Raw genomic sequence first — 18,972 nt, 5'->3', positions numbered from 1 at the left:
GGCCCGGGGTCAGGCGCCAGTCCTACTTTGTGCCGGCTGGCCGTATGGCCGTGAGCACTTCCTCGGCATTGTTGTGGTTGGCCGTCGGGACGGCGTATTGGTCATCCTGGCGTGGCCACCCAATGAACCGGTCGGTCCGCCACATTCCTACACCCGAGATGTGGAAGAGGGGGATGATCGGCGCTTGATCGACCATGAGCTTCTCGAGCCCGGCGAGGGCGGCCTTCTCCCCTGCACTGTCAGGCGCGGAAGCCGCGAAGTCGGCGAGAAGCCGGCCCGCCTGCGGGTTCGCGTAGCGCTGATAGTTCGCGTTGGCCGACTTCCCCCGGGGCGTGAGGTTGTCTTGGCTGAAGATCCGCGAGTAGAGGTCGTAGACCGGGAGGATGCCGCCGAGTGCTCTCAGTGTCAGTTGGTAGTTGCCATTTGAGGTGTCGGTGTGCCAAGCCGGCTGTGCCTCGGTCTTGATTGTCGTGGGGATGCCGGCCGAGACGAGGTCAGCGGCAATGTCTTGGCCCGCGCGCACCCAGTCCCCATATGGGTTGGTGGCCGGCACAGTCAGCGTCAGCTGGAGCGGCTTGCCGTCAGGCGTGGTGAAGGTGCCGGACGTCCCCGCCGTGTAGCCCGCGGATATCAGCGTCTGCTTTGCAGCCTCAGGCCCCGTACTGGAGAAGGTCAGGTCCTTGTATTCGGGGGCGATGGATTTCGCCCTGCTCTTGAGGTCCAACCCCGTCGGCGAGTCGGCCGGTGCGTTCTTGTCCCCGAAGGCCAGCTTCGAGACATTGGCCCGGTCAACGGCCTGACTGATCGCCAGGCGAAGATGGGGGTCATTTGTGGGTGCTTGGGCATCGTTGGGGTAGAGGAAGATCATGGCCGGGCTCGGGTTGGTCACCCAGTAGCCGATTTTGGACGGCGCCTGTTTCGCGATGGCCGCCGGGTCTACGGTTCCAGTGGTGATCCAGTCGACTTGGCCCGCCTGTAGGGCGGCGAGCATGCTGCTCTCAGAGTCGAAAGAGAGATATTGTGCTGTATTGACTTTTGGCTGCACGCCCCAGTAGTGGCTGTTGCGCGCCAGGGTGATGGCTTGCGGGCTGAAGGACTTCAGGGCAAACGGGCCGGTGCCGACCGGGTTGGGGTTGGCGTACTTGACCGGGTCGGCGACATCCTTCCAGAGGTGCTCGGGCAAAGGTGTGGTGTTGGACCACAGATACTGGAAAGCAGGCTCAGTGAAGGTCACCACCGTGGTGTCGGGTGCGGGAGACGATGCCGAGGCGATCGGCAGTCCGTAGAAGTTGAGGGCAGGGTGCTTGCCCATCAACTGGAAGGTGAACGCTACGTCCTCCCCTGTCATGGGCTGCCCATCGGACCACTTGACGTCATCTCGCAGCTTAATCGTCAGCGTCTTGCCTCCATCGGACCAGTCACCGGATTTGGCGAGCCACGGCTTGGTCTGAGAGTTTGCGACATCATCGATCATCAGCGGCTCAAAGATCACGTAGGACGAGTTGCCGCTCGCATCCTTCGACGCGTTGAGGAGTGGGTTGAACTGACTGGTGAACGGGCCGGTCGCACCTGCGGCTATCCGGACTGTCAGGTCGTCCGTCCCGGCAGACTTCGCTGTGTTGCTGCAGGCCGCCAAGAGCATCGAGGCTGCCATAAGGACCGTCAGCGCGGCCCTTTTTCTGTATTTGGACTTCGTTGTTCTGTTCCCGGACTTCATCGTCACGAACTCCCTTTCTGGAACTCGAGCGGAAATTCACCGCTACCGCTCGACCGAATCGGTTGGAGCCAGCTCCCGACTAGGGGGCGGTGCGCGGGAAGGCGTCCCGCGCACCGCTCTGGCGCTATTGCCCCTGAATGAGGCTCTCGAGCATTGCCCGGTCATTACGCACCACGCGTTCGGGCAGCGGCAGGAACAGTCCGTCCTTCGCGACGGCCGTCTGTCCCTCTCGACTGAGTGCAAAGCGCAGGACCTCTGCGATGGCTGGCGAAATAGGCTCGCTGCCGGCGCCGGGGACGAACAGATACAGCCGACGGCTGAAGGGATACTCTTGTGAGAGCACGGTCTCGGGCGTGCACTCGACTGCGGGCTCGCCGACTCCCCGCGAGAGCGCGAGGCCCTTCGCTCCGGGGGCGCTCAGGCCGTGGCCGAACCCCGCGTACCCGATCGAGTATCGGTCCTCGGCAACACGCTGCGGAATCGTGTCGACCTGGTCCAGAAGCTCGATGTCTTCGCGGAAGTCGCCACCAAGGAGTGAGCGCTCCTGAACGAACCTGTCGAAGCCGATATCCGGTGTCTGCCCCCAGAGCTTGATCGGCTGGTCTGCCCATTCGCCCTCGAGGCCGAGGTCCCCCCATGTGCGGATGGGGTCTAGGCCCTGGTTGCGGGTTGTCGAGTAGACCGCGTCAAGCTGGTCGAGGGAGATCTGGGTCAGGGGATTGTCCTTGTGGACAAAGACTGCGACGGCGTGGGTGGTTCCAGGAATGTCCAGGTTGCCGCCGCAGCCGGCGAAGCGACGCGGGAGCCCGCCGAAATGCGCGGTGAAGAGGTCGCGCTCGCCCCAGAGCATCTCGCGCCCGATGAAAGCGAGGTCGGCGTCACCGTCAACGAATGTCTGGGCGGCGACACTCGAGGCTACGATCAGCGTCTCGATGTTCAGGTTGGGGTGATATTGACTCAGGGCCTCGACCCACCGGGGGACGGTTCCAATTGTCCTGTCGGAATGGACGAACCGCACGTTCCCGCTGAGTGCAGGACGGTGCGGTTCGAACGCGGGCAGTGCCGGGTCGACCTCGGGTGTGGGGCCGCTCAGGATGGGCATCTCGCGGGGGGTTTTGGTGATGACTGGCATTCGATCTCCCAATATATATCGGACGGGTCTGTGTAGTGATGACACCTCACATAGTGGCAAATTAACAGTTGTTACTGTGAGTTTATATCACCGGCGACGAATAGGTGTCAACGAATTCACATTCAGCGCTGCGGCGACGGAGTCGGGGGGCCGGTGGGACTGTCATCGCCACCGAGTAGAGGCTCGATGGTACGGTCTGGGGGCGGTCTCAGACTTGGTTTCGGGCCTGCGTTGTCATCCGGTTGTCTGCCTCAACTCGACGGGTCAGCTGGCCCGCCGTCGTGGCCGGCCGGTAGTCGATGCCAAGGTGGGGAGTTTCCATGACCTCGCCCCCGAGCTGGCGGGAGTTCATCGCGGCCTCGAGGATGCCGCTGGTGAGCACGGTCCGTTCGATCGGGAACGGTGACTGCCCCGTGAACAGGAATCGGTCGACGAAATTCGCCAGATGGTCGAAGTTCCAGGTCGGCGGCTTCTTCTGTCCCGGTGCCGCCACGCTTGCGCCCACCATCGGGACATCGGTGAGCTTGGACCCGGTGGGCGTCCAGGTGACAAGTGGGTCAGCGGTCTCTGCCGAACTCACAGCGATGGCTCTGCGCAGCATGAATCCGGTCAGCAGCAGCACGCTCACCCGCGTGCCGTCGTTGTAGTTTACGACGACGGCCTCTTCGGCCCCGCGAGGCGAGGTGGCCAGTTCATTGGTCTTGGATGACGGATACCGCGTGTAATATTCGCGGGCGCCGCCGGCATAGTGGGGCACGGCTTCGATCGCAGTATTGGCGAGCTCGCGCGACCACAGGCCGCCCTTGGTGAACGCGTCCCAGAACCGCTCTCCCGAGACGAACTGCACCGACGCCACACCGGTCTCGAATCCGGCCCGCCGTTCGATCATCGACTGGATCAGTTCAAGCGGGTGGAAGATGGGCGGCTCTCCCGAACCCGTGGCGACGGCGACGACCTCCTTCACCCGCGACCCTACGGGGATCTCGACGGGAGGGCAGCGCACGGTCACAGGAACCGAGGAGCCCGCCATGAGCGGGATCGACAGCCGGCGGGACGTCTCGTAAATCTCGCTGATCGCGGCCCAAGTGTTCCCCAGGTGTTTGTCGAGGAATACCGGAACCGGTCGCCCCGACCGCTCGCACTCCGCTGCCACCTGCATGAACATCTCGTGACGCCAATCCTTCGGCCTGCCGCGCCCGTCGAACTCCTCGGGCCGCCCCGACCGGGGGTTGCGTTCTGCGATCAGAACGATGCCGTCGACGTCGACCCCTACGCCGGTCATCGACAGCGCATCGATAAGGCTCCCCGCCGCCCGCACGCCCCACTCCTCCGTACGCCGCGATCCGAGATCGGTCGGTCCAGGATCGAGCACGTGCAGTGACGCCAACTCGCAGAGAGGTTCGGACGGCGTCCACAGGACCTCGTAGCCGTCGTGCAGGCGTCCCAGAATCAGGTCGGCGTGCGATCCAGACCAGAATTCGTTCACCACCGCCGCGAATCTCGGCCGCTTGCCGCGCGAGTCAATGGTTGACACAGCTTCACTTGCCCACATGTTTCGTTTCGCCTCTCTTTCGGACGCGACGATCGCGCCGCAGAATCGGCAGGAGCGCCAGGCCGAGGATCAACGTCGGGATCCCGCCCGCCAGCAGACCCCACCGGCTCCCGAACTCCTGTGCGATCCAGCCCATCAGTGGAGCGCCGATGACCGTGCTTCCGCCCCAGCACATGGCCCACAGCGCCATGACGCGGCCTCGCATATCTGCCCGTGAGGTCAACTGCAGATTGGCCTTCGCGCCGGAGTTGAAGGCAATGCTCGCAAATCCCACAAGGGCCAGGGCCACGAGTGCTAGCACCAGGGTGGGGGCCAACGCAGCGAGAATCATGGTGGCGCCCCAGGCGGCCGCTGTCAGCGACAGTGTGAGAAGGCTGGATGCGGCGCGCCGCCCGGCCGCAACCAGTCCCCCGACTATGGAGCCGACGGACATGGCCATGACCAAGGCACTGTATGTGGCCGCGTTGCCCGCGAACGCGTCCGTCGCCAACAAGGGCAGTGTTGTCGGGAACTCCCAGGCGAGGGTTCCGGTCACAATGATCATCAGGAGCGTGATCGCGAGATCCCGCGTCGTGAAGGCGTACCGCACCCCCTCACGTACCTGACCGGGAGCGCGCGGCGCCCGCTCCGACCGGAACATCTCCGACGGGCGCATCATCACGAGGCTCACGATCACTGAGCCGAAGGAAGCAGCGTTGCAGAAGAAGCAGGCCGGAATGCCGATGATCGCGACCAAAGCACCCCCCACCGCGGAACCGAGCACACGAGCAAGATTGATCAACACGGAACTCAGGATGATGGCGTTGGACAGGTCCGAATCGTCGACCAGTTCAGAGATGATGCTCTGGCGGGCGGGGTTGTCGAACACCGTGAGGCAGCCGAGAATGAAGCTCAGCCCGAGCAGGAGCGGATAGGTCATCAAACCGGTCAGGGCGAGCACGCCGAACACCGCGGAGCAGATGGCGCATGCTGTCTGAGTGAACAACAGCATGCGCCGCTTGTCGTGCCTGTCGGCTATCACTCCGCTGATCGGACCGGCAACAAGATACGGGAGAAGGCGGATACCCACAGCCAGTCCGAGTGCGGAGCCACTCCCTGTCAGATGAAGGGTGAGGAACGCGATCGCCAATGTCTGCATGAAATTGCCGGCGACGGATACCGACTGCCCCACGGTGTAGAGCCGGTAGTTGCGGACGCGCAATGAACTGCCTGCGGCCAGGAGCCTGCCGCGCATGAGCTCCCCCGTGAATGTCATGAGGCGGGAACGCTAGAGATGCGTTCGAGCAGGAGGAGTTCGCCTGCCCTCAGCAGCTCGCGCTGTTCGCGCTGTTCGCGACGGTTGTTTCCCGGGTGACTCACCGGTCGCTGACAACGGCGGCGGACGGCGCGGCGACTGCGGCGCCAACCGGTGCCAGTTCGCGGATCCAGGTTCGCAGCATGAGCCTGTCGCGGTCCTGTGGGTCGTCTCCGAAAGTGGTTCGACCATGCAGGAGTCGGCGGTTGTCGATCACCGCGAGCTGGCCGGGAGCCAGTTTGACCTCGATGCGGTCGGGGGCGGCCACGGCCGAAGCGACCTCCTGGTCGAAGCGGTCGAGCGCGTGGACCTGCTGGTCCGTGAGCGGCGTTCCGAGGGGGTGCTTGTGCCCGAGTTCGATGTATTCTCGCAGGTAGTTCACGTGCCAGCAGCCGTCGGGCTGATGCTCCAGGACGGGCCGCGGAACGGGCGGCACGCCTGCTTCGCGCTGGTCGAAGAGGAACGGTTCTTGCAGCACCGCCAGCGACTCAGGGTCAAGTCCCCGGATGATTTCTTCGGTGGGGACAAGGATGAGGCCGCCTCCGACCTTGGCCTGGCGGATGCACAGAAGGGCAAACCAGTCGGGGGCCGTATCCGGGCGGTGGGGACCATCGGTGTGGAATTGTCCTCCTTCCCGGCTGTCCGAGTAGCGGCCCGTGGCTCCCTCGCCGAGTTTCACGCCGCGGTATTTCACCTCGCGAACGAGCTGGCCGGCACCGTCCTGGGGAAGCAGGCGGCCGAGGGCGGAGGAGGCAGCGGTGGCGCATTGGTCCGCCAGTTGCGGTTCCTCCACCGGGAGGCCATCGATGATGGCCAGGCCGTGCTTGGTCCAGCCCGGGCTTGTGAAGACGTCCTCCCGGAAGGCAAAGACGGAAGGGTCCTCGAATCGTCCGTCTTTGGCGGCGTCGAGGGCGGACTTCGGAAATATGAGGTGATCCATGGGCTGGCTCCTTAAGGGCGGGGGTTGTTCGCGGCGGGGCCGCGCTGCGGATACAGATCCGGCGAAGGCCCACAGCTGGGGCCTTCGCCGGAATCTGGAGGAACCGGTGTCAGGATGCGACGACGCTCTGCTCCTGGACGAAGGCATTGGTGTAGAGGGTTGAGGGATCGATGCCTACGGTCTTGACCTTGGCGCGGGTCTGTCCGCTGACGGTGTCGTCGAACGGTGCGGCCTTGATCGCGTTGATGATGAGCTGTGCGGATTCGGGCGAGATCGCGTAGTCGCCTTGGGACAGGGTGGGCCACCTCTTGGCGATCGCCTGGACGGCCTCTGCCGATTCCTTGCCGGCGAGATAGGTGGAGGACAGGAGCTCGGCAATCTGCTCGGGGGTGCTTGAGCGGACGTATTCAAGGGTGCGACTCATGGCGTTGACCAGGCGTTGGACAACGTCAGGGTGATCCTTCGCGAACTCCGGCGTGACGAGCACCGATTCGGCGGGCCAGACCGCGCCGAACTCGGCGACCGTGCTCTCGCGAGTGCTCAAGTCGTACAGCGTTGAGACGAGCCCCGTTTCCTTCATGTAGCTCGTCATGGGCTCCATGAAGGTCAGCACATCGACGGTGCCGTCCTGAAGCCCCTGGGTCACTGCCTCGCGGCGTCCGTCGACCGCGGCCATCACCGGAGTGTAGCTTCCGCTAGGCAGTCCGTCCCGGGTGGCCAGGTAGCTTGTTACAATGCCCTTGGCCGAGTGGCTGGCGCCCTCGGCGATCCGGCGGCCGGCGAAGTCCGCGGCGGAGCGTATCTCGCTCTTCGACACCTCCGACACCATCACAGTGATGCCGGGCGCGTCGTGCAGGACCATGACAGCGACCTGGGGCTTGCCGTTGACCACGCCGAACACGGCATGCTGGAACCAGTTCACCTGGGCATCCAGATGGCCACCGCCGGCCTCGAGGTCCTTGATCTCCTGCTTATTCAACAGGGTGACGGCGAGATTCTCGTCATTGAAGTACCCGAGATCCTGGGCGACGTAGGCGAGCCACGATGCCTTCGAGCCGAGCCGTAGCGGAAACTGCGGTTCCTGGGATTCAGTCATTGAACCCTCCTTCTGGAGTGGGTTCCGGCCTCGCAGGATGCGGACCGGCCCGCTCGCGTTCGCTAATGCACTACAACCTATCACTAACGAATACTCATGAATAGATCTATCAGCTGTTACTTTTTCAAGAGTCTAAACAGGCGCTGACCGGCAGTGGCACAGAAAGAGCGGCACCCGGGGACATAAACCCCGGAAGCCGCTCGTTCAAAAGGCTCTTGACCAACGGACCTACATGTCAGAGTGCCGCACTGTCAGCCTCGTAGACGCGGGCCGCGAATTCCTCCAAGGTGGCGGCGCAGTCCGCCAACGCGTCCGAAACCTTGTCCGCCAGGGACGCGCCGAGCATGTCGCGGGCCTTGACCTTCTGATACCAGCCCTTGAGCTTTACGAGGTCCTCCTCGTTTTCTTCGAGCTCGCCGTAGGTGAAGTGCTCCTCCCTGACCTCCTTCTCGACACCGGCATGGAAGTCCCTGCACTTGTCGAGGATCTCTTCGTACTCATCGTTGCGGGCTTCGTTGAACATCTCGACGAGGTCCGTTTCGCCGATGATCGACGTGGAGTTGATGAGGAATGCCTTTCCGGACATCGACTCAACGATTTCATTCCGAAGTGCCCGCATGGCCCGCTCGCTTTGCGCGGTGCGGGGCATTGCAGCGGCGGAGTTCTGCATGTAGATCGCTCCCAGATTGCGAAGCTTGCGCCAGACGGCGGCACGCAGCCGGGTCGGTTCACTTGGCACGCGGTAGACAAGGAGCAGCCACGCCGGCGAGCCTTGGGCCCTGGCCCCCGCCTGCCGCTCGGGCGCTACAGCCGCAGGATCCGGCATTACGGCCTCAAGATCCGATGGGGCCTCTTTATTCGTATTGACGCTCATCTGGTCTCCTCACTCGAGCAAGTCAATCGTACCCCGCGGACGCTCGAAAGTGTCGTGACGAACAACCCCTTGAATCATTGACGATCGCCAAGTCCTAAGTGCTAGATGACTTCTTCACCAAACGATCAGCCGTTCCTATCCCGACGTAACCCATTAACTTGATATCGGATTGACCGTTGCTTAATGGATCTAACAGTCGTTAGTATAATCAACGAACGTACATTCTTATAGAAACCAGAAAGGTGGTTGTCATGGGTTCAAGTACCGATTGGGGCTTGGCCATCTCCGTGTTCGTGGCCGCGATCGTGGAAATGGTCGAAGCCCTGACGATCGTGCTCGCCATGGGCATGACCAGGAGTTGGAAGTCCACACTGTACGGTGTCGGCACGGCGCTCGTAGCACTGACCGGCTTCACCGCCGTGACGGGGTACGCGCTGGCAAACTGGCTGCCGCGCTCAAGTCTGCAGCTGATCATCGGGGTCCTGCTGCTGATCTTCGGACTGCAGTGGCTCAAGAAGGCCATCCTGCGCTCAGCCGGGCGAAAGGCCATGCACGACGAGGCGCGGATCTACCAGAACAAGGTCAACGCGGCTGCCGCGGCAGGTGAAAAGGTCCGATTCGGGCTCGACTGGTTCTCCTTCGTCGTCAGCTTCAAAGGCACCTTCCTCGAAGGCGTCGAGGTCGTCTTTATCGTCATCACGTTCGGCCTCAACGCCAACAACATGCCCGTCGCCATCATGGGCGCCGTCGCCGCCGTCGTCGTCGTCCTGCTCGCCGCGATCGTGATCCACGCCCCACTGACCAAGGTCCCGGAGAACACACTCAAGTTCGGCGTCGGGCTGCTCCTAACCACGTTCGGCACCTTCTGGGCCATCGAGGGCCTAGGCGCTCTGACCCCCTCCCACACGAGCCTGGAGTGGGTGCTGTCGGACATGATCCTCCTGCCGATCCTCGCCGGATGGGTACTGCTCTCCGCGATCCTCGTCAAGATCCTGAAAGTGCCCGCGGACCAGGTCCCGGTCATCGAAATCATCCAACCCGTCAGCGTGCGAGAGGACGCCTAAGCCATGAAATTCATCAAAGGATTCTTCCACTTCTGGTACGACTTCATCATTGGCGACGACTGGAAGATCGCAGTGTCGGTCCTCATCCCGCTCGTCATCGGAGCCGGGTTCGTCCTGAACGGATTCGAGGAGTCGCTGCTTTTGCCCCCGATCCTGGCCGTCGCGCTGGCGGCATCCTTCGTCGTGGCCCTGGCCATCGACGTGAAGCAGCACCCGAGCGACTAGCCTCCGTGGAACGCTGCTTCCCCGAATGTGGGCCGGTGCCAGCGCTTGGCCTGGCACCGGGCCGCTTCCATATCCGTTGTAGAAAAGGAGTCGTCGTGACCAAAGCCGCACACTTGCGCAGCCTCATCCGAGAAGGAAGGGGCCCCGTCCTGACGGCGGGAGCCCATGACGGGCTCGGAGCCGTCCTCGCAGAGCGAGCCGGATACCGTGCGGTCTGGGCGTCCGGGCTCGAGGTCTCGGCGGCGCACGCCGTTCCGGACATCGGGCTCCTGGGCATCAGCGACTATCTGGCCGCCGCCCGGATCATGAACCAGGCCTGTGCGCTACCCGTCATCGCCGACTGCGATACCGGATTCGGCAACGAGCTCAACGCCGCCTACACCGTCCAGCAGTACGAGGCGGCCGGCGTCGCAGCGATCTGCATCGAGGACAAGGTCTTCCCGAAGGTCAACAGCTTCGCCGGTCACCGCCAGATGCTCGCTCCGATCGGCGAGTTCGCGCACAAGATCCGCGTAGCCAAGGCCTCCCAGAAAGACCCGGACTTCATGGTCATCGCCCGGACCGAGGCCCTCATCGCCGGAGCCGGCATGGACGAGGCCATGGACCGGGCGCACGCCTACGCCGACGCCGGAGCCGACGCTATCCTCATCCACTCCAAAGCCAAGACCCACGCCGAGGTTGAGGAGTTCATGTCCCGCTGGGCCGGTCGGCTTCCCGTCGTGATCGTCCCCACCACCTACTACGAATGGAGCGCGAGCGACGCCGGCCGCGCGGGAGCCTCGATTGTCATCCATGCCAACCAGGGGCTCAGGGCCACTGTCAGCGCGATGATGTCCGCTTTTGCCGTCATGCTCAACGACGGATGCTCGAGCGCCCTTGAGGGACAGATCGCAAGTGTGAAAGAGATCTTTGACCTGCAGCGCATGGACCAATGGCTGGAGCTGGAAGCATGATCACCTGCTGTGACCTCATCGCCGGCCTCGAAGCCCGGGGCTGGAACCACGGGTCCGGCGTACCCTGCAGCACCTTCGCGGGCCCGATCGCCCACCTGAGCGCGTCCGGACGCTACCGGGCGGCCGCCAACGAGGGCCTCGCGCTCTCCGCCGCGGTCGGCGCCCAGCTCGCCGGTCGCCGCGAGGCGCTCTTCCTCCAGAACAGCGGGATCGGCAACCTTATCAATCCCCTGACATCGCTTTGTCAGCCATACGCCGCCCCCGTGCTCACCCTCGTGAGCATGCGGGGGTGGCCGGACCCCGGCGCAGACGAGCCCCAACACGCTGTGATGGGCCAGACGACGGAGGCAATCCTCTCGACTCTCGGCATTTGGCACACCGTACTTGCCGCCGAATCCCTCGAACCCGCCCTGGATGAAGCAAACCAAGCGATCTCCCACGGGAAGAACGCGTTCCTCCTGCTCCCCCACCGCTCCATCAGCCAGCACCCCGGCGCCTCCGCGGCCATCCGCACAGCCGGGCCGGACACCGCAGAGGTGACCTCCGCAGTCGCGGCCGCCTGCCCGCCCGGCGCTGCAATCTTCGCAACGACCGGCTACACGTCACGCTACCTCCACGACGCCCAGGACCGCCCCGGGAACTTCTACATGCAAGGATCGATGGGGCACGTCTCATCCCTGGCACTCGGCTACGCCGCCGCCAGGCCGGAGAAGACCGTGATCGTGCTCGACGGCGACGGTGCCGCGCTCATGCATCTGGGAAGCCTCTCCACCATCGGCGCCGAGCGGCCGGCCAATCTCGTCCACGTGGTCATCGACAACGGCGGGTACGAGTCGACCGGATCACAACAGAGCACCTCCGGGACCACCGACCTCGCCGCCGTCGCGAGAGCCTGCGGATATCCCGCCGCCTCTACGGTGGACACCGTGGAATCCCTGCAGCAGCAGCTCGCATCCGCAGCCGCGACCCCCGGCCCGCATTTCATCCTCGTCCGGTCGGGCCGCACGGTCAGGGAAGCCCCGCAGCGCGCCGGCGCCTCCCTTTCCCTGCCGCACATCGCGGCGCGGATGCGGAGCGCGGCAATTCCAGAAACGGCAGTCGCCAGCCATGCATGACCTCCAGAGACTACTCTTTAACGCCTCAAAGCTTGGGCGCGCACCGCACCTGCTCGAGGGTAGCGGCGCATCTTCGGCGCTGAGCAAGATCGTTGGCCGCTCCCCTCGCCGGGTACTCGTCGTCGCCAGCCGGCGGACCGTCGAAGAAGTCCCGGGCCTCGCTTCCCTGATACGTCACGGCGCGCACCACTATGGACTAACACGACCCAATCCTTCTGTCGATGACGCCCTGGACCTCTCACAGGCGATCGAGGAGATCCGTCCGAACACGGTACTTGCCGTCGGCGGCGGCTCTGCAATCGACCAAGCGAAGGCAGCCCGCCTGCTCAAACCCGCCCTCCGCTTCCTGGACTCCGGGCTGCGCGGGGACACCTCGTCGCTACGCGCCGAACCCCCGCTTCTTGTCGCCGTCCCGACGACGGCAGGAACCGGCGCCGAGATGACCCCCTTCGCCACCCTGTACCGCGGATCAACCAAGGTCTCCCTCGACCTCCCGCGATGCCGCCCCGACCTTGCCGTCCTTGACGGCGAGCTCACACTGACCTGCCCGGACCGGCACAGCCTCGCTGCGGTCCTGGATGCCGTGTGCCATGCGATCGAGTCCGGTTGGAGCCTGGCCAGCACACCGTCCAGCCGCGTATACGCGAACGCCGCCAGGGACCACCTCCTCGCCCACCTCACCCACAGCGCACCTCCTTCCCCAGATCTTCCTTCCCCAGGGGGCCGTTGGGCGGACCATTCGCCGGCGTCCGACTCCGGGCGCCACCTGCTTTTGCTCGCAACAGCAGTTGCCGGAGTAGCGATCTCCCAGACACGGACAACCGGAGCCCACGCCTTCGCGTACCACCTCACTGCCGCATACGGCGTTCCCCACGGCTTCGCCTGCGCGGCAAGCATGTCGTGGATCGAGGCCCAGGCCAGAGCACGCCAACCCGAGACCGTGGACGAAGCCACCCGCACCGCGGTGGCGGCGCTCAGGAAGCACCTCGACGGCGCCAGGACTTCCCGGCTCGTCACCCTGCCCTCCCTCGACGGCGCGGCCCTCGAGGACTACGTCGATGCCGGCCTCAACGTCCGGTCACGGATGGCAACACACCCGGTCCCCATCGAACGGGCGGAAGCCGTCCGCCACATCGGCCGGGACGGCCGCCTCGGCGGGAACTCCGCCGCTAAAGCTTCACGAAAACTGCCACAAACCGCTTGACCAACCCCTCAACAAAAAGTTAGGTTAGGTTAGGCTAAAAAACTAACAGCTGATAGATAACCCTCGTGGATGAGGACCTTCAGCTTGTTGGATACGTCAAAGGTCATCAGAGTCGAGGCCAGCGTCAACGGTCGCGACCGCGAACGAAAGAGGGCAGCACATGCGCTTCCTCGCACGACGCCTAGCGTTCTATCTCGTCACGGCGTGGGCTGCCATCACCATCAACTTCCTGCTCCCCCGGCTCATGCCCGGGGACCCGGTCCAGGCGGTCATGGAGCGGTTCAACGGCCAACTATCGCCTGAATCCAGCGAAGCGCTTGCCGTTGCTTTCGGCCTGGACCGCAGCAAGAACCTTTTTGAGCAGTACGTGGAGTACATCGAGCACCTGTTCCGCGGAGACTTCGGGCTTTCTTTTACCTACTTCCCGACACCTGTCTCCTCGGTCGTCGCAGACAGCCTGCCATGGACCATCGGCCTACTCGGCGTCTCGACCCTCGTGGCAACCCTGCTCGGGACGCTCCTGGGCTGCATCGCCGGATGGCGCCGTGGGACGTGGATGGATTCGGTCCTCCCTGTCGGGGCATTTCTGCGGGGAATTCCGCATTTCTGGGTGGGTCTGCTGCTGGTCGCGGTCTTCGCTGTTGGATTCGGGTGGTTCCCGGTGAGCGGCGGGTACGACCCGTCAATTCCGCCCAGCTGGAGCCTCGACTTCGTCGGCACGCTCCTCTACCACTCGATCCTCCCGGCGCTGACAATCGTCATTGGCTCGCTCGCCGGCCACATGTTGATGCAGCGCAACATGATGGTGACAACCCTTTCCGAGGACTACGTCGTCGTAGCGCAGGCCAAGGGACTCTCCTCAAGACGGGTCATGCTCAACTACGCGGCCCGGAACGCCATCCTCCCCGCTGTCGCGGGTTTTGCCATGGAGCTTGGCCTCGTCGTCAGCGGATCGCTCCTAGTGGAGAAGGTCTTCTCCTTCCCGGGCATCGGCTACGTCATGTTCCAGGCCGTGAGCAACCAGGACTTCCCGCTGCTGCAGGCGATCCTTCTCGTCACGACGTTCGCCGTCCTGGTCGCGAACCTGTTCGCGGATGTGGCGTTCTTCGTCCTAGACCCCCGTACCCGGAACGCGTGAGGCATACATGACATCCGCAGTCGAAATCACAAAAGTCGTCTCGAGCACCCGCACACGCCGCAAAAAGCGCCACTGGCTCCGCTCCCGCAAAGTACTCATCGGCGCATCGATCCTCGCTGTGTTCGCCGTGCTCGCGATCATCGGGCCCTGGATCGCCCCCTACGATCCCTCTGCCACGGGACCTGACGTCCTCGTGCCGCCCTCCCCTCGGCACCTGCTCGGCACCACCGCATTGGGAGAGGACGTCTTCTCCCAAGTCCTCGCCGGCACCCGGCTCAGCCTTGAGGTGGGCTTCCTCGCCGCGCTGATCAGCGAGACGGTTGCCATCCTTGTCGGAATCACCTCCGGATACCTCGGAGGATCCGCCGACGAGTTCCTGTCACTGGGCACGAACATCTTCCTCGTCATCCCCGTCCTTCCCTTGCAGATCCTGATCATCGCCTATCTCGGGAACGTCAGCTGGGTGGTCACGGCGGCCGTCATCGCACTGACCGCATGGTCCCACGGCGCTCGGAAACTGCGCGCCCAGACAATGTCGATCCGCAAGCGGGACTACGTCGAGGCCGCCCGCGCGGCCGGGGAGCCGGCCTGGCGCATCGTCTGGTTCGAGATCCTGCCCAACGAGACAGCCATCATCGCCACAGGATTCCTCTTCAGCGTCCTTTCCGGCATCATCGTCCAGACGGGCCTGGCGTTCCTTGGCCTCGGCGACGTCGCCAGCTGGAGCTGGGGATCGGTTCTGCGCTGGTCGGAATCAAGCAACGCCTTCCTGACCGGCGCCTGGTGGTGGTACGTGCCGCCCGGACTGTGTCTCGCGGTGGTCGGCATGGGGCTTGCCTTGATCAACCTCGGGATCGACGAGGTCGTCAACCCCCGGCTGCGCGGTGTCGGCCGGGTCAAGACGGCACGCGAACGCTCGCGCCTGACGCGCCGCCTCATCCAGCTGGACCACGACGCCGAGAAGACCGCCGCCGCTTCCGACGGCGGGAACTCGGTCCTGGAAATCACTGGGCTCCGCGTCGACTACCAGACTGCGCACGGAGCGCTTCCGGCCGTCAGGGGCGTCGACCTGACCCTACGTCGTGGAGAGGTGCTGGGCATCGCGGGCGAGTCCGGATCGGGCAAGTCGACCCTGGCCTTCGCCGTCACCCGCCTCCTCCGGGCACCCGGTGAAGTTGTCGGCGGTTCGGTGAAGTACTTCGGACGCGCCAAGGACGGATCCTCGCTCCCTCCGCTTGATGTCCTCTCAGCGAGCCAGGCCCAACTGCGCCGCTATCGGTGGGAGGAGACCGCCGTCGTGTTCCAGGCTGCCATGAACTCCCTGAACCCGGTGCTCACCGTCCGCACCCAGCTTGACGACACCATCCGAGCCCACCGGCCGGCCATGGCTGCCGCCGACCGGGAGGCACGCGTCGGAGAACTCCTTGAGCTCGTCGGGATTGACCGGTCTCGTCTCGGTTCCTACCCGCACCAGCTCTCAGGCGGACAGCGCCAACGCGTCATGATCGCCATGGCACTTGCGCTCGACCCCGCCGTCGTCATCATGGACGAACCCACCACATCTCTGGACGTCGTCGTCCAGCGCGACATCATCCGCTGCATCATGGACCTCCGAACCCGCTTGGACAGCTCATTCATCTTCATCACCCACGATCTGTCCCTTCTGCTGGAGATCGCAGACAGGATCGCTGTCATGTATGCCGGCGAGCTCGTCGAGCTTGGTGACGCAGCCCAGATCCAACACCAGCCGCGACACCCTTACACCCGCCGCCTGCTGCTTTCTTTCCCGGTCCTTCGCGGTCCACGCAGGAAGCTCGCCGCGATCGACGGTTCCGCACCGAACCTGCGGAGCATCCCAACCGGGTGCGCATTCCACCCCCGGTGCTCCCTCGCCACAGACGTCTGCCGGCAGGAAGACCCGCCCTTGCTGTCCCTGCCTGACCAAGCCGGCCAACCCACCACCGGCGGTACCGGCGGCGACGCACGACTCGTTGCCTGCCACCACGTGGATGAGACCCTACAGCTGCGTCCAGTCGACGCTCTCTTGCAAGAGGAGTTGCCCAGATGAACGCCGGAATCGATGTGCTTCCCATGTCCAAGACCATCAAGAAGCCCGTGCTCGAGGCTACCGGTCTCGGCAAGACCTTCAACCTCAGCAGAGCCGTTGGCGGGCAACGGAGGGTCGTGGCCGTCGACGCCGTCAATCTAGCCCTCTGCGCTGGGTCCACCGTGGCGCTCGTCGGAGAGAGCGGTTCCGGGAAATCCACCGTCGCCCGGCTCCTGGCCCAGCTTCTCCCGGCATCAGCCGGAGTAGTGCGACTGCACGGGGAACCCGTGCACCCCCGCACCGGACGCCAGCGGCGCCGCTATGTCGGGGAAGTCCAGCTTCTCCTGCAGGACCCGTTCGCGTCCTTGAACCCTGTCCACACCATCCGCTACCAGCTCACCCGGGTGCTCCGATTGCACGGAAACCGCTCCGGGCGCCAGCGCGTCGAAGAGCAACTGGAAGAACTTCTTTCCACGGTCCAGCTCCACCCGGCATCCCAATTCCTGGACAAGTATCCGCACGAGCTTTCCGGAGGTCAGCTGCAGCGTATCGCGATCGCACGGACCCTCGCGGCGTCGCCCTCGGTCCTGCTATTGGACGAGCCGGTCTCGATGCTTGACGTGTCGATCAGGCTCGGCATCCTGAACCTGCTCGCGACTCTCAAGCAGCAGCAGGAGCTCGCCATCCTCTACATCACGCACGACATTGCCTCCGCCAGGTACTTCGCGGACGAGATCCTGGTGATGTACCGCGGACACGTCGTGGAGCAGGGCCCGAGCGAGAGTGTGACCCAGCATCCGACACACCCCTACACCCAGCTGCTGATCGAGTCAGCCCCTGACCCCGCTAGGCGGGGGCGCAACGCGGCCGAAGTGGCAGGGATCGGCCAAGGCGGAGGTGCCGCGTCCGCGGCAACGCCGACCGGCTGCCCCTTCGCCCGGCGCTGTCCCTACGCGATGCCGGTCTGCTCGACCGAGATGCCGGCCGTCTCCGCGGTGGATACTGAGGGCCACGAAGTGCGTTGCTGGCTTAACACCCCGGAATCGGCCAACCAGCGACGGGTGCCTCTGCACTGAGTCGCCTCTCTGGACAGAAACCTCACATCTCGCCCGTGTCCTTCGGTTCCGGTGGATCCACCGCCTTCCGTCCCGTCCGCACGGCGCTGCGGACCGCGATTGCCGCGGCGCAGGTCACCAGGACCGATATCGAGCCTCCGAAGGCGAGTGCCGCAGCCGGCCCGAACCGTTCGGAGAGGTATCCAAGGATCGGTCCCCCCAACGGTGTACCGCCCGCCGTCGCTATCACGAACGCGGACATCACCCGGCCCCGGAGCTCGTACGGGGTGACCACTTGGATCAGCGAATTCGCGGTTGTATTGACGCTCAGCGCGAGAAATCCCAGCGGGACCAGGATGGTCACAAACCAGCCGTAGCTAGGCATGAAGGCGGACGCGAGTTCGGTGATTGCGAAAAGCGCCGTCACGAAGACGAGGTACGAAAATCGAGGCCCTCCCCGCCAGGCAGAGAACAGCGCCCCGGCCATGGAACCGACCGCGAGCGCCGTCAGAAGGAACCCGTAGCCTTGGACGCCGGTGTCGTAACGGCCTCTCGCACTCAGAGCGAGAAGCACCGGCCAGTTCATGGCGAAGGTGGACGTGACAAAGACGAGTCCGAGCGTGGCCCCGACCCGCCGGTCCTGGAGGATGTATGCCCACCCAGCCCGGATCTGTCGCCGCGCAGGTAACGTAGGCGGCTCAATGAACAGCGACTCACGTCGCATCAGCGCCACCGATGCGATGACCGCAAGGAAGGACACTGCGTTGACAAGGAACGCAGGGCCCGCACCGACCAGAACAATCAGGGCGCCGCCGATGGCGGGCCCGATCATCCGTGAGACGTTGAACGTCGCTGAGTTGAGCCCGACCGCTGCCGGAAGCCGGTCTCGCCCGACCAATTCGATGAGGAACGATTGGCGCGTGGGGTTGTCCAACGCCGTGGCAATGCCCATGACCCCGGCAAGGACGTAGACGTCCATGAGCGTGAGTTGCCCGGTGAGCGCAAGGAAGCCGAGCGCCGCGGCCGTCAGGGCGAGCAGCGACTGCGTGATGATGAGTAACAGCCGTTTGGAATAGCGGTCCGCAAGGAGTCCGCCCCATGAACTCAGCAGCATCATGGGGGTGTACTGGATCGCCGAGACCAGGCCAAGTGCCACGCCCGAACCATTGGTCAGATCCAGGACGAGCCAGTCCTGGGCGACCCGCTGAATCCAGGTTCCCGAGACTGACAGGAGCTGGCCTGCGAGAAAAAGCCGGTAGTTCCGAAGGCGCAGAGCATCGAGGGGACCGCGCGCGGTTGACGTGCGCCTCCGCGAGAAGCGACCAGTTCCACGAGGAGAGGATGGCGTCAGCAGTCGAACTCAACCCCTGCCCTCAACGCAGGGCGCGCAATCGCACGGACAACGATCAGTCATAGATGTGGGCGTAGTTGACGCAGACAAAGCATCGGGGGCCCGTGCCGTCATGTCGGCACTGCGCCTCGCGCGCTTCATGCTCCGCTTTCCGCTTCTCCAAGTAGGCGTGCAGCCGAACCCGCAACCGAGCCAGCATCGATGTCATGCCTTCC

General features: G+C 64.4%; 17 protein-coding genes. 8 read left to right on the top strand and 9 right to left on the bottom strand.

Translation table 11 applies throughout. The annotated features are described in order from the left end of the window. Positions 1-22: 22 nt before the first annotated feature. The 7 genes from AB4074_RS03420 to AB4074_RS03390 all read right to left on the bottom strand — a co-directional run bounded on the left by AB4074_RS03420 (position 23) and on the right by AB4074_RS03390 (position 8,605). Positions 23-1,717 carry an ABC transporter substrate-binding protein gene (locus AB4074_RS03420; protein WP_441412143.1) on the bottom strand — a complete coding sequence of 565 codons (1,695 nt, stop codon included), beginning with the start codon at positions 1,715-1,717 and terminating at the stop codon, positions 23-25. Positions 1,718-1,841: 124 nt separating this feature from the next. Continuing rightward, positions 1,842-2,849 carry a PstS family phosphate ABC transporter substrate-binding protein gene (locus tag AB4074_RS03415; protein WP_441412101.1) on the bottom strand — a complete coding sequence of 336 codons (1,008 nt, stop codon included), beginning with the start codon at positions 2,847-2,849 and terminating at the stop codon, positions 1,842-1,844. A gap of 208 nt (positions 2,850-3,057) precedes the next feature. Beyond that, complete coding sequence (locus AB4074_RS03410) at positions 3,058-4,383, bottom strand: hypothetical protein (protein ID WP_441412100.1); 1,326 nt, start codon at positions 4,381-4,383, stop codon at positions 3,058-3,060. A 4-nt stretch (positions 4,384-4,387) separates the two neighbouring features. Beyond that, entirely contained in the window at positions 4,388-5,656 is a 1,269-nt protein-coding gene (locus AB4074_RS03405; RefSeq protein WP_441412099.1) for an MFS transporter, read from the bottom strand. A gap of 100 nt (positions 5,657-5,756) precedes the next feature. After that, on the bottom strand, positions 5,757-6,635 hold the full coding sequence (locus AB4074_RS03400) for a TauD/TfdA family dioxygenase (RefSeq protein ID WP_441412098.1): 879 nt from the start codon (positions 6,633-6,635) through the stop codon (positions 5,757-5,759). Positions 6,636-6,744: 109 nt separating this feature from the next. Next, the gene (locus tag AB4074_RS03395; RefSeq protein WP_441412097.1) at positions 6,745-7,731 is read right to left on the bottom strand and encodes an ABC transporter substrate-binding protein; all 987 of its coding nucleotides are present in this window, start codon (positions 7,729-7,731) and stop codon (positions 6,745-6,747) included. Positions 7,732-7,966: 235 nt separating this feature from the next. Continuing rightward, positions 7,967-8,605 (bottom strand): Chromate resistance protein ChrB, encoded by a 639-nt coding sequence (locus tag AB4074_RS03390; RefSeq protein WP_441412096.1) that lies wholly within the window; start codon positions 8,603-8,605, stop codon positions 7,967-7,969. A 251-nt stretch (positions 8,606-8,856) separates the two neighbouring features. Between AB4074_RS03390 and AB4074_RS03385 the strand changes: the two genes are divergently transcribed. The 8 genes from AB4074_RS03385 (at position 8,857) to AB4074_RS03350 (ending at position 17,427) form a co-directional block, all read left to right on the top strand. Next, positions 8,857-9,669, top strand: a complete 813-nt coding sequence (locus tag AB4074_RS03385; RefSeq protein ID WP_441412095.1) for a COG4280 domain-containing protein — start codon at positions 8,857-8,859, stop codon at positions 9,667-9,669. Between the two features lie 3 nt (positions 9,670-9,672). Beyond that, positions 9,673-9,894 carry a hypothetical protein gene (locus AB4074_RS03380; protein WP_441412094.1) on the top strand — a complete coding sequence of 74 codons (222 nt, stop codon included), beginning with the start codon at positions 9,673-9,675 and terminating at the stop codon, positions 9,892-9,894. A gap of 95 nt (positions 9,895-9,989) precedes the next feature. Continuing rightward, entirely contained in the window at positions 9,990-10,847 is an 858-nt protein-coding gene (locus AB4074_RS03375; protein ID WP_441412093.1) for an isocitrate lyase/phosphoenolpyruvate mutase family protein, read from the top strand. Next, positions 10,844-11,962 carry a phosphonopyruvate decarboxylase gene (aepY, locus tag AB4074_RS03370; protein ID WP_441412092.1) on the top strand — a complete coding sequence of 373 codons (1,119 nt, stop codon included), beginning with the start codon at positions 10,844-10,846 and terminating at the stop codon, positions 11,960-11,962. Before AB4074_RS03375 ends, aepY begins: the two co-directional genes overlap by 4 nt. Continuing rightward, positions 11,955-13,166, top strand: coding sequence for an iron-containing alcohol dehydrogenase (locus AB4074_RS03365; protein WP_441412091.1), 1,212 nt, complete (start codon positions 11,955-11,957; stop codon positions 13,164-13,166). The genes aepY and AB4074_RS03365 overlap by 8 nt, the downstream gene beginning before the upstream one ends. A 160-nt stretch (positions 13,167-13,326) precedes the next feature. After that, a complete protein-coding gene (locus tag AB4074_RS03360) occupies positions 13,327-14,304 on the top strand; it encodes an ABC transporter permease (RefSeq protein WP_441412090.1) in 978 nt (325 codons plus the stop codon). Between the two features lie 7 nt (positions 14,305-14,311). Then, positions 14,312-16,372 carry a dipeptide/oligopeptide/nickel ABC transporter permease/ATP-binding protein gene (locus AB4074_RS03355; protein ID WP_441412089.1) on the top strand — a complete coding sequence of 687 codons (2,061 nt, stop codon included), beginning with the start codon at positions 14,312-14,314 and terminating at the stop codon, positions 16,370-16,372. Next, positions 16,369-17,427 carry an ABC transporter ATP-binding protein gene (locus AB4074_RS03350; protein ID WP_441412088.1) on the top strand — a complete coding sequence of 353 codons (1,059 nt, stop codon included), beginning with the start codon at positions 16,369-16,371 and terminating at the stop codon, positions 17,425-17,427. The genes AB4074_RS03355 and AB4074_RS03350 overlap by 4 nt, the downstream gene beginning before the upstream one ends. 22 nt (positions 17,428-17,449) lie before the next feature. Here AB4074_RS03350 and AB4074_RS03345 read toward each other — a convergent pair whose 3' ends face one another. Beyond that, on the bottom strand, positions 17,450-18,679 hold the full coding sequence (locus AB4074_RS03345) for an MFS transporter (protein ID WP_441412142.1): 1,230 nt from the start codon (positions 18,677-18,679) through the stop codon (positions 17,450-17,452). 133 nt (positions 18,680-18,812) lie between these two features. Further along, a complete protein-coding gene (locus tag AB4074_RS03340) occupies positions 18,813-18,965 on the bottom strand; it encodes a hypothetical protein (protein ID WP_441412087.1) in 153 nt (50 codons plus the stop codon). Between the last annotated feature and the right edge of the window lie 7 nt (positions 18,966-18,972).

The organism is Arthrobacter sp. 2MCAF14, from assembly GCF_052115645.1.
Classification (GTDB): domain Bacteria; phylum Actinomycetota; class Actinomycetes; order Actinomycetales; family Micrococcaceae; genus Arthrobacter.
The sequence above is the reverse complement of the archived record's forward strand: the minus strand, read 5'-3'. Positions and strand labels throughout refer to the sequence as shown.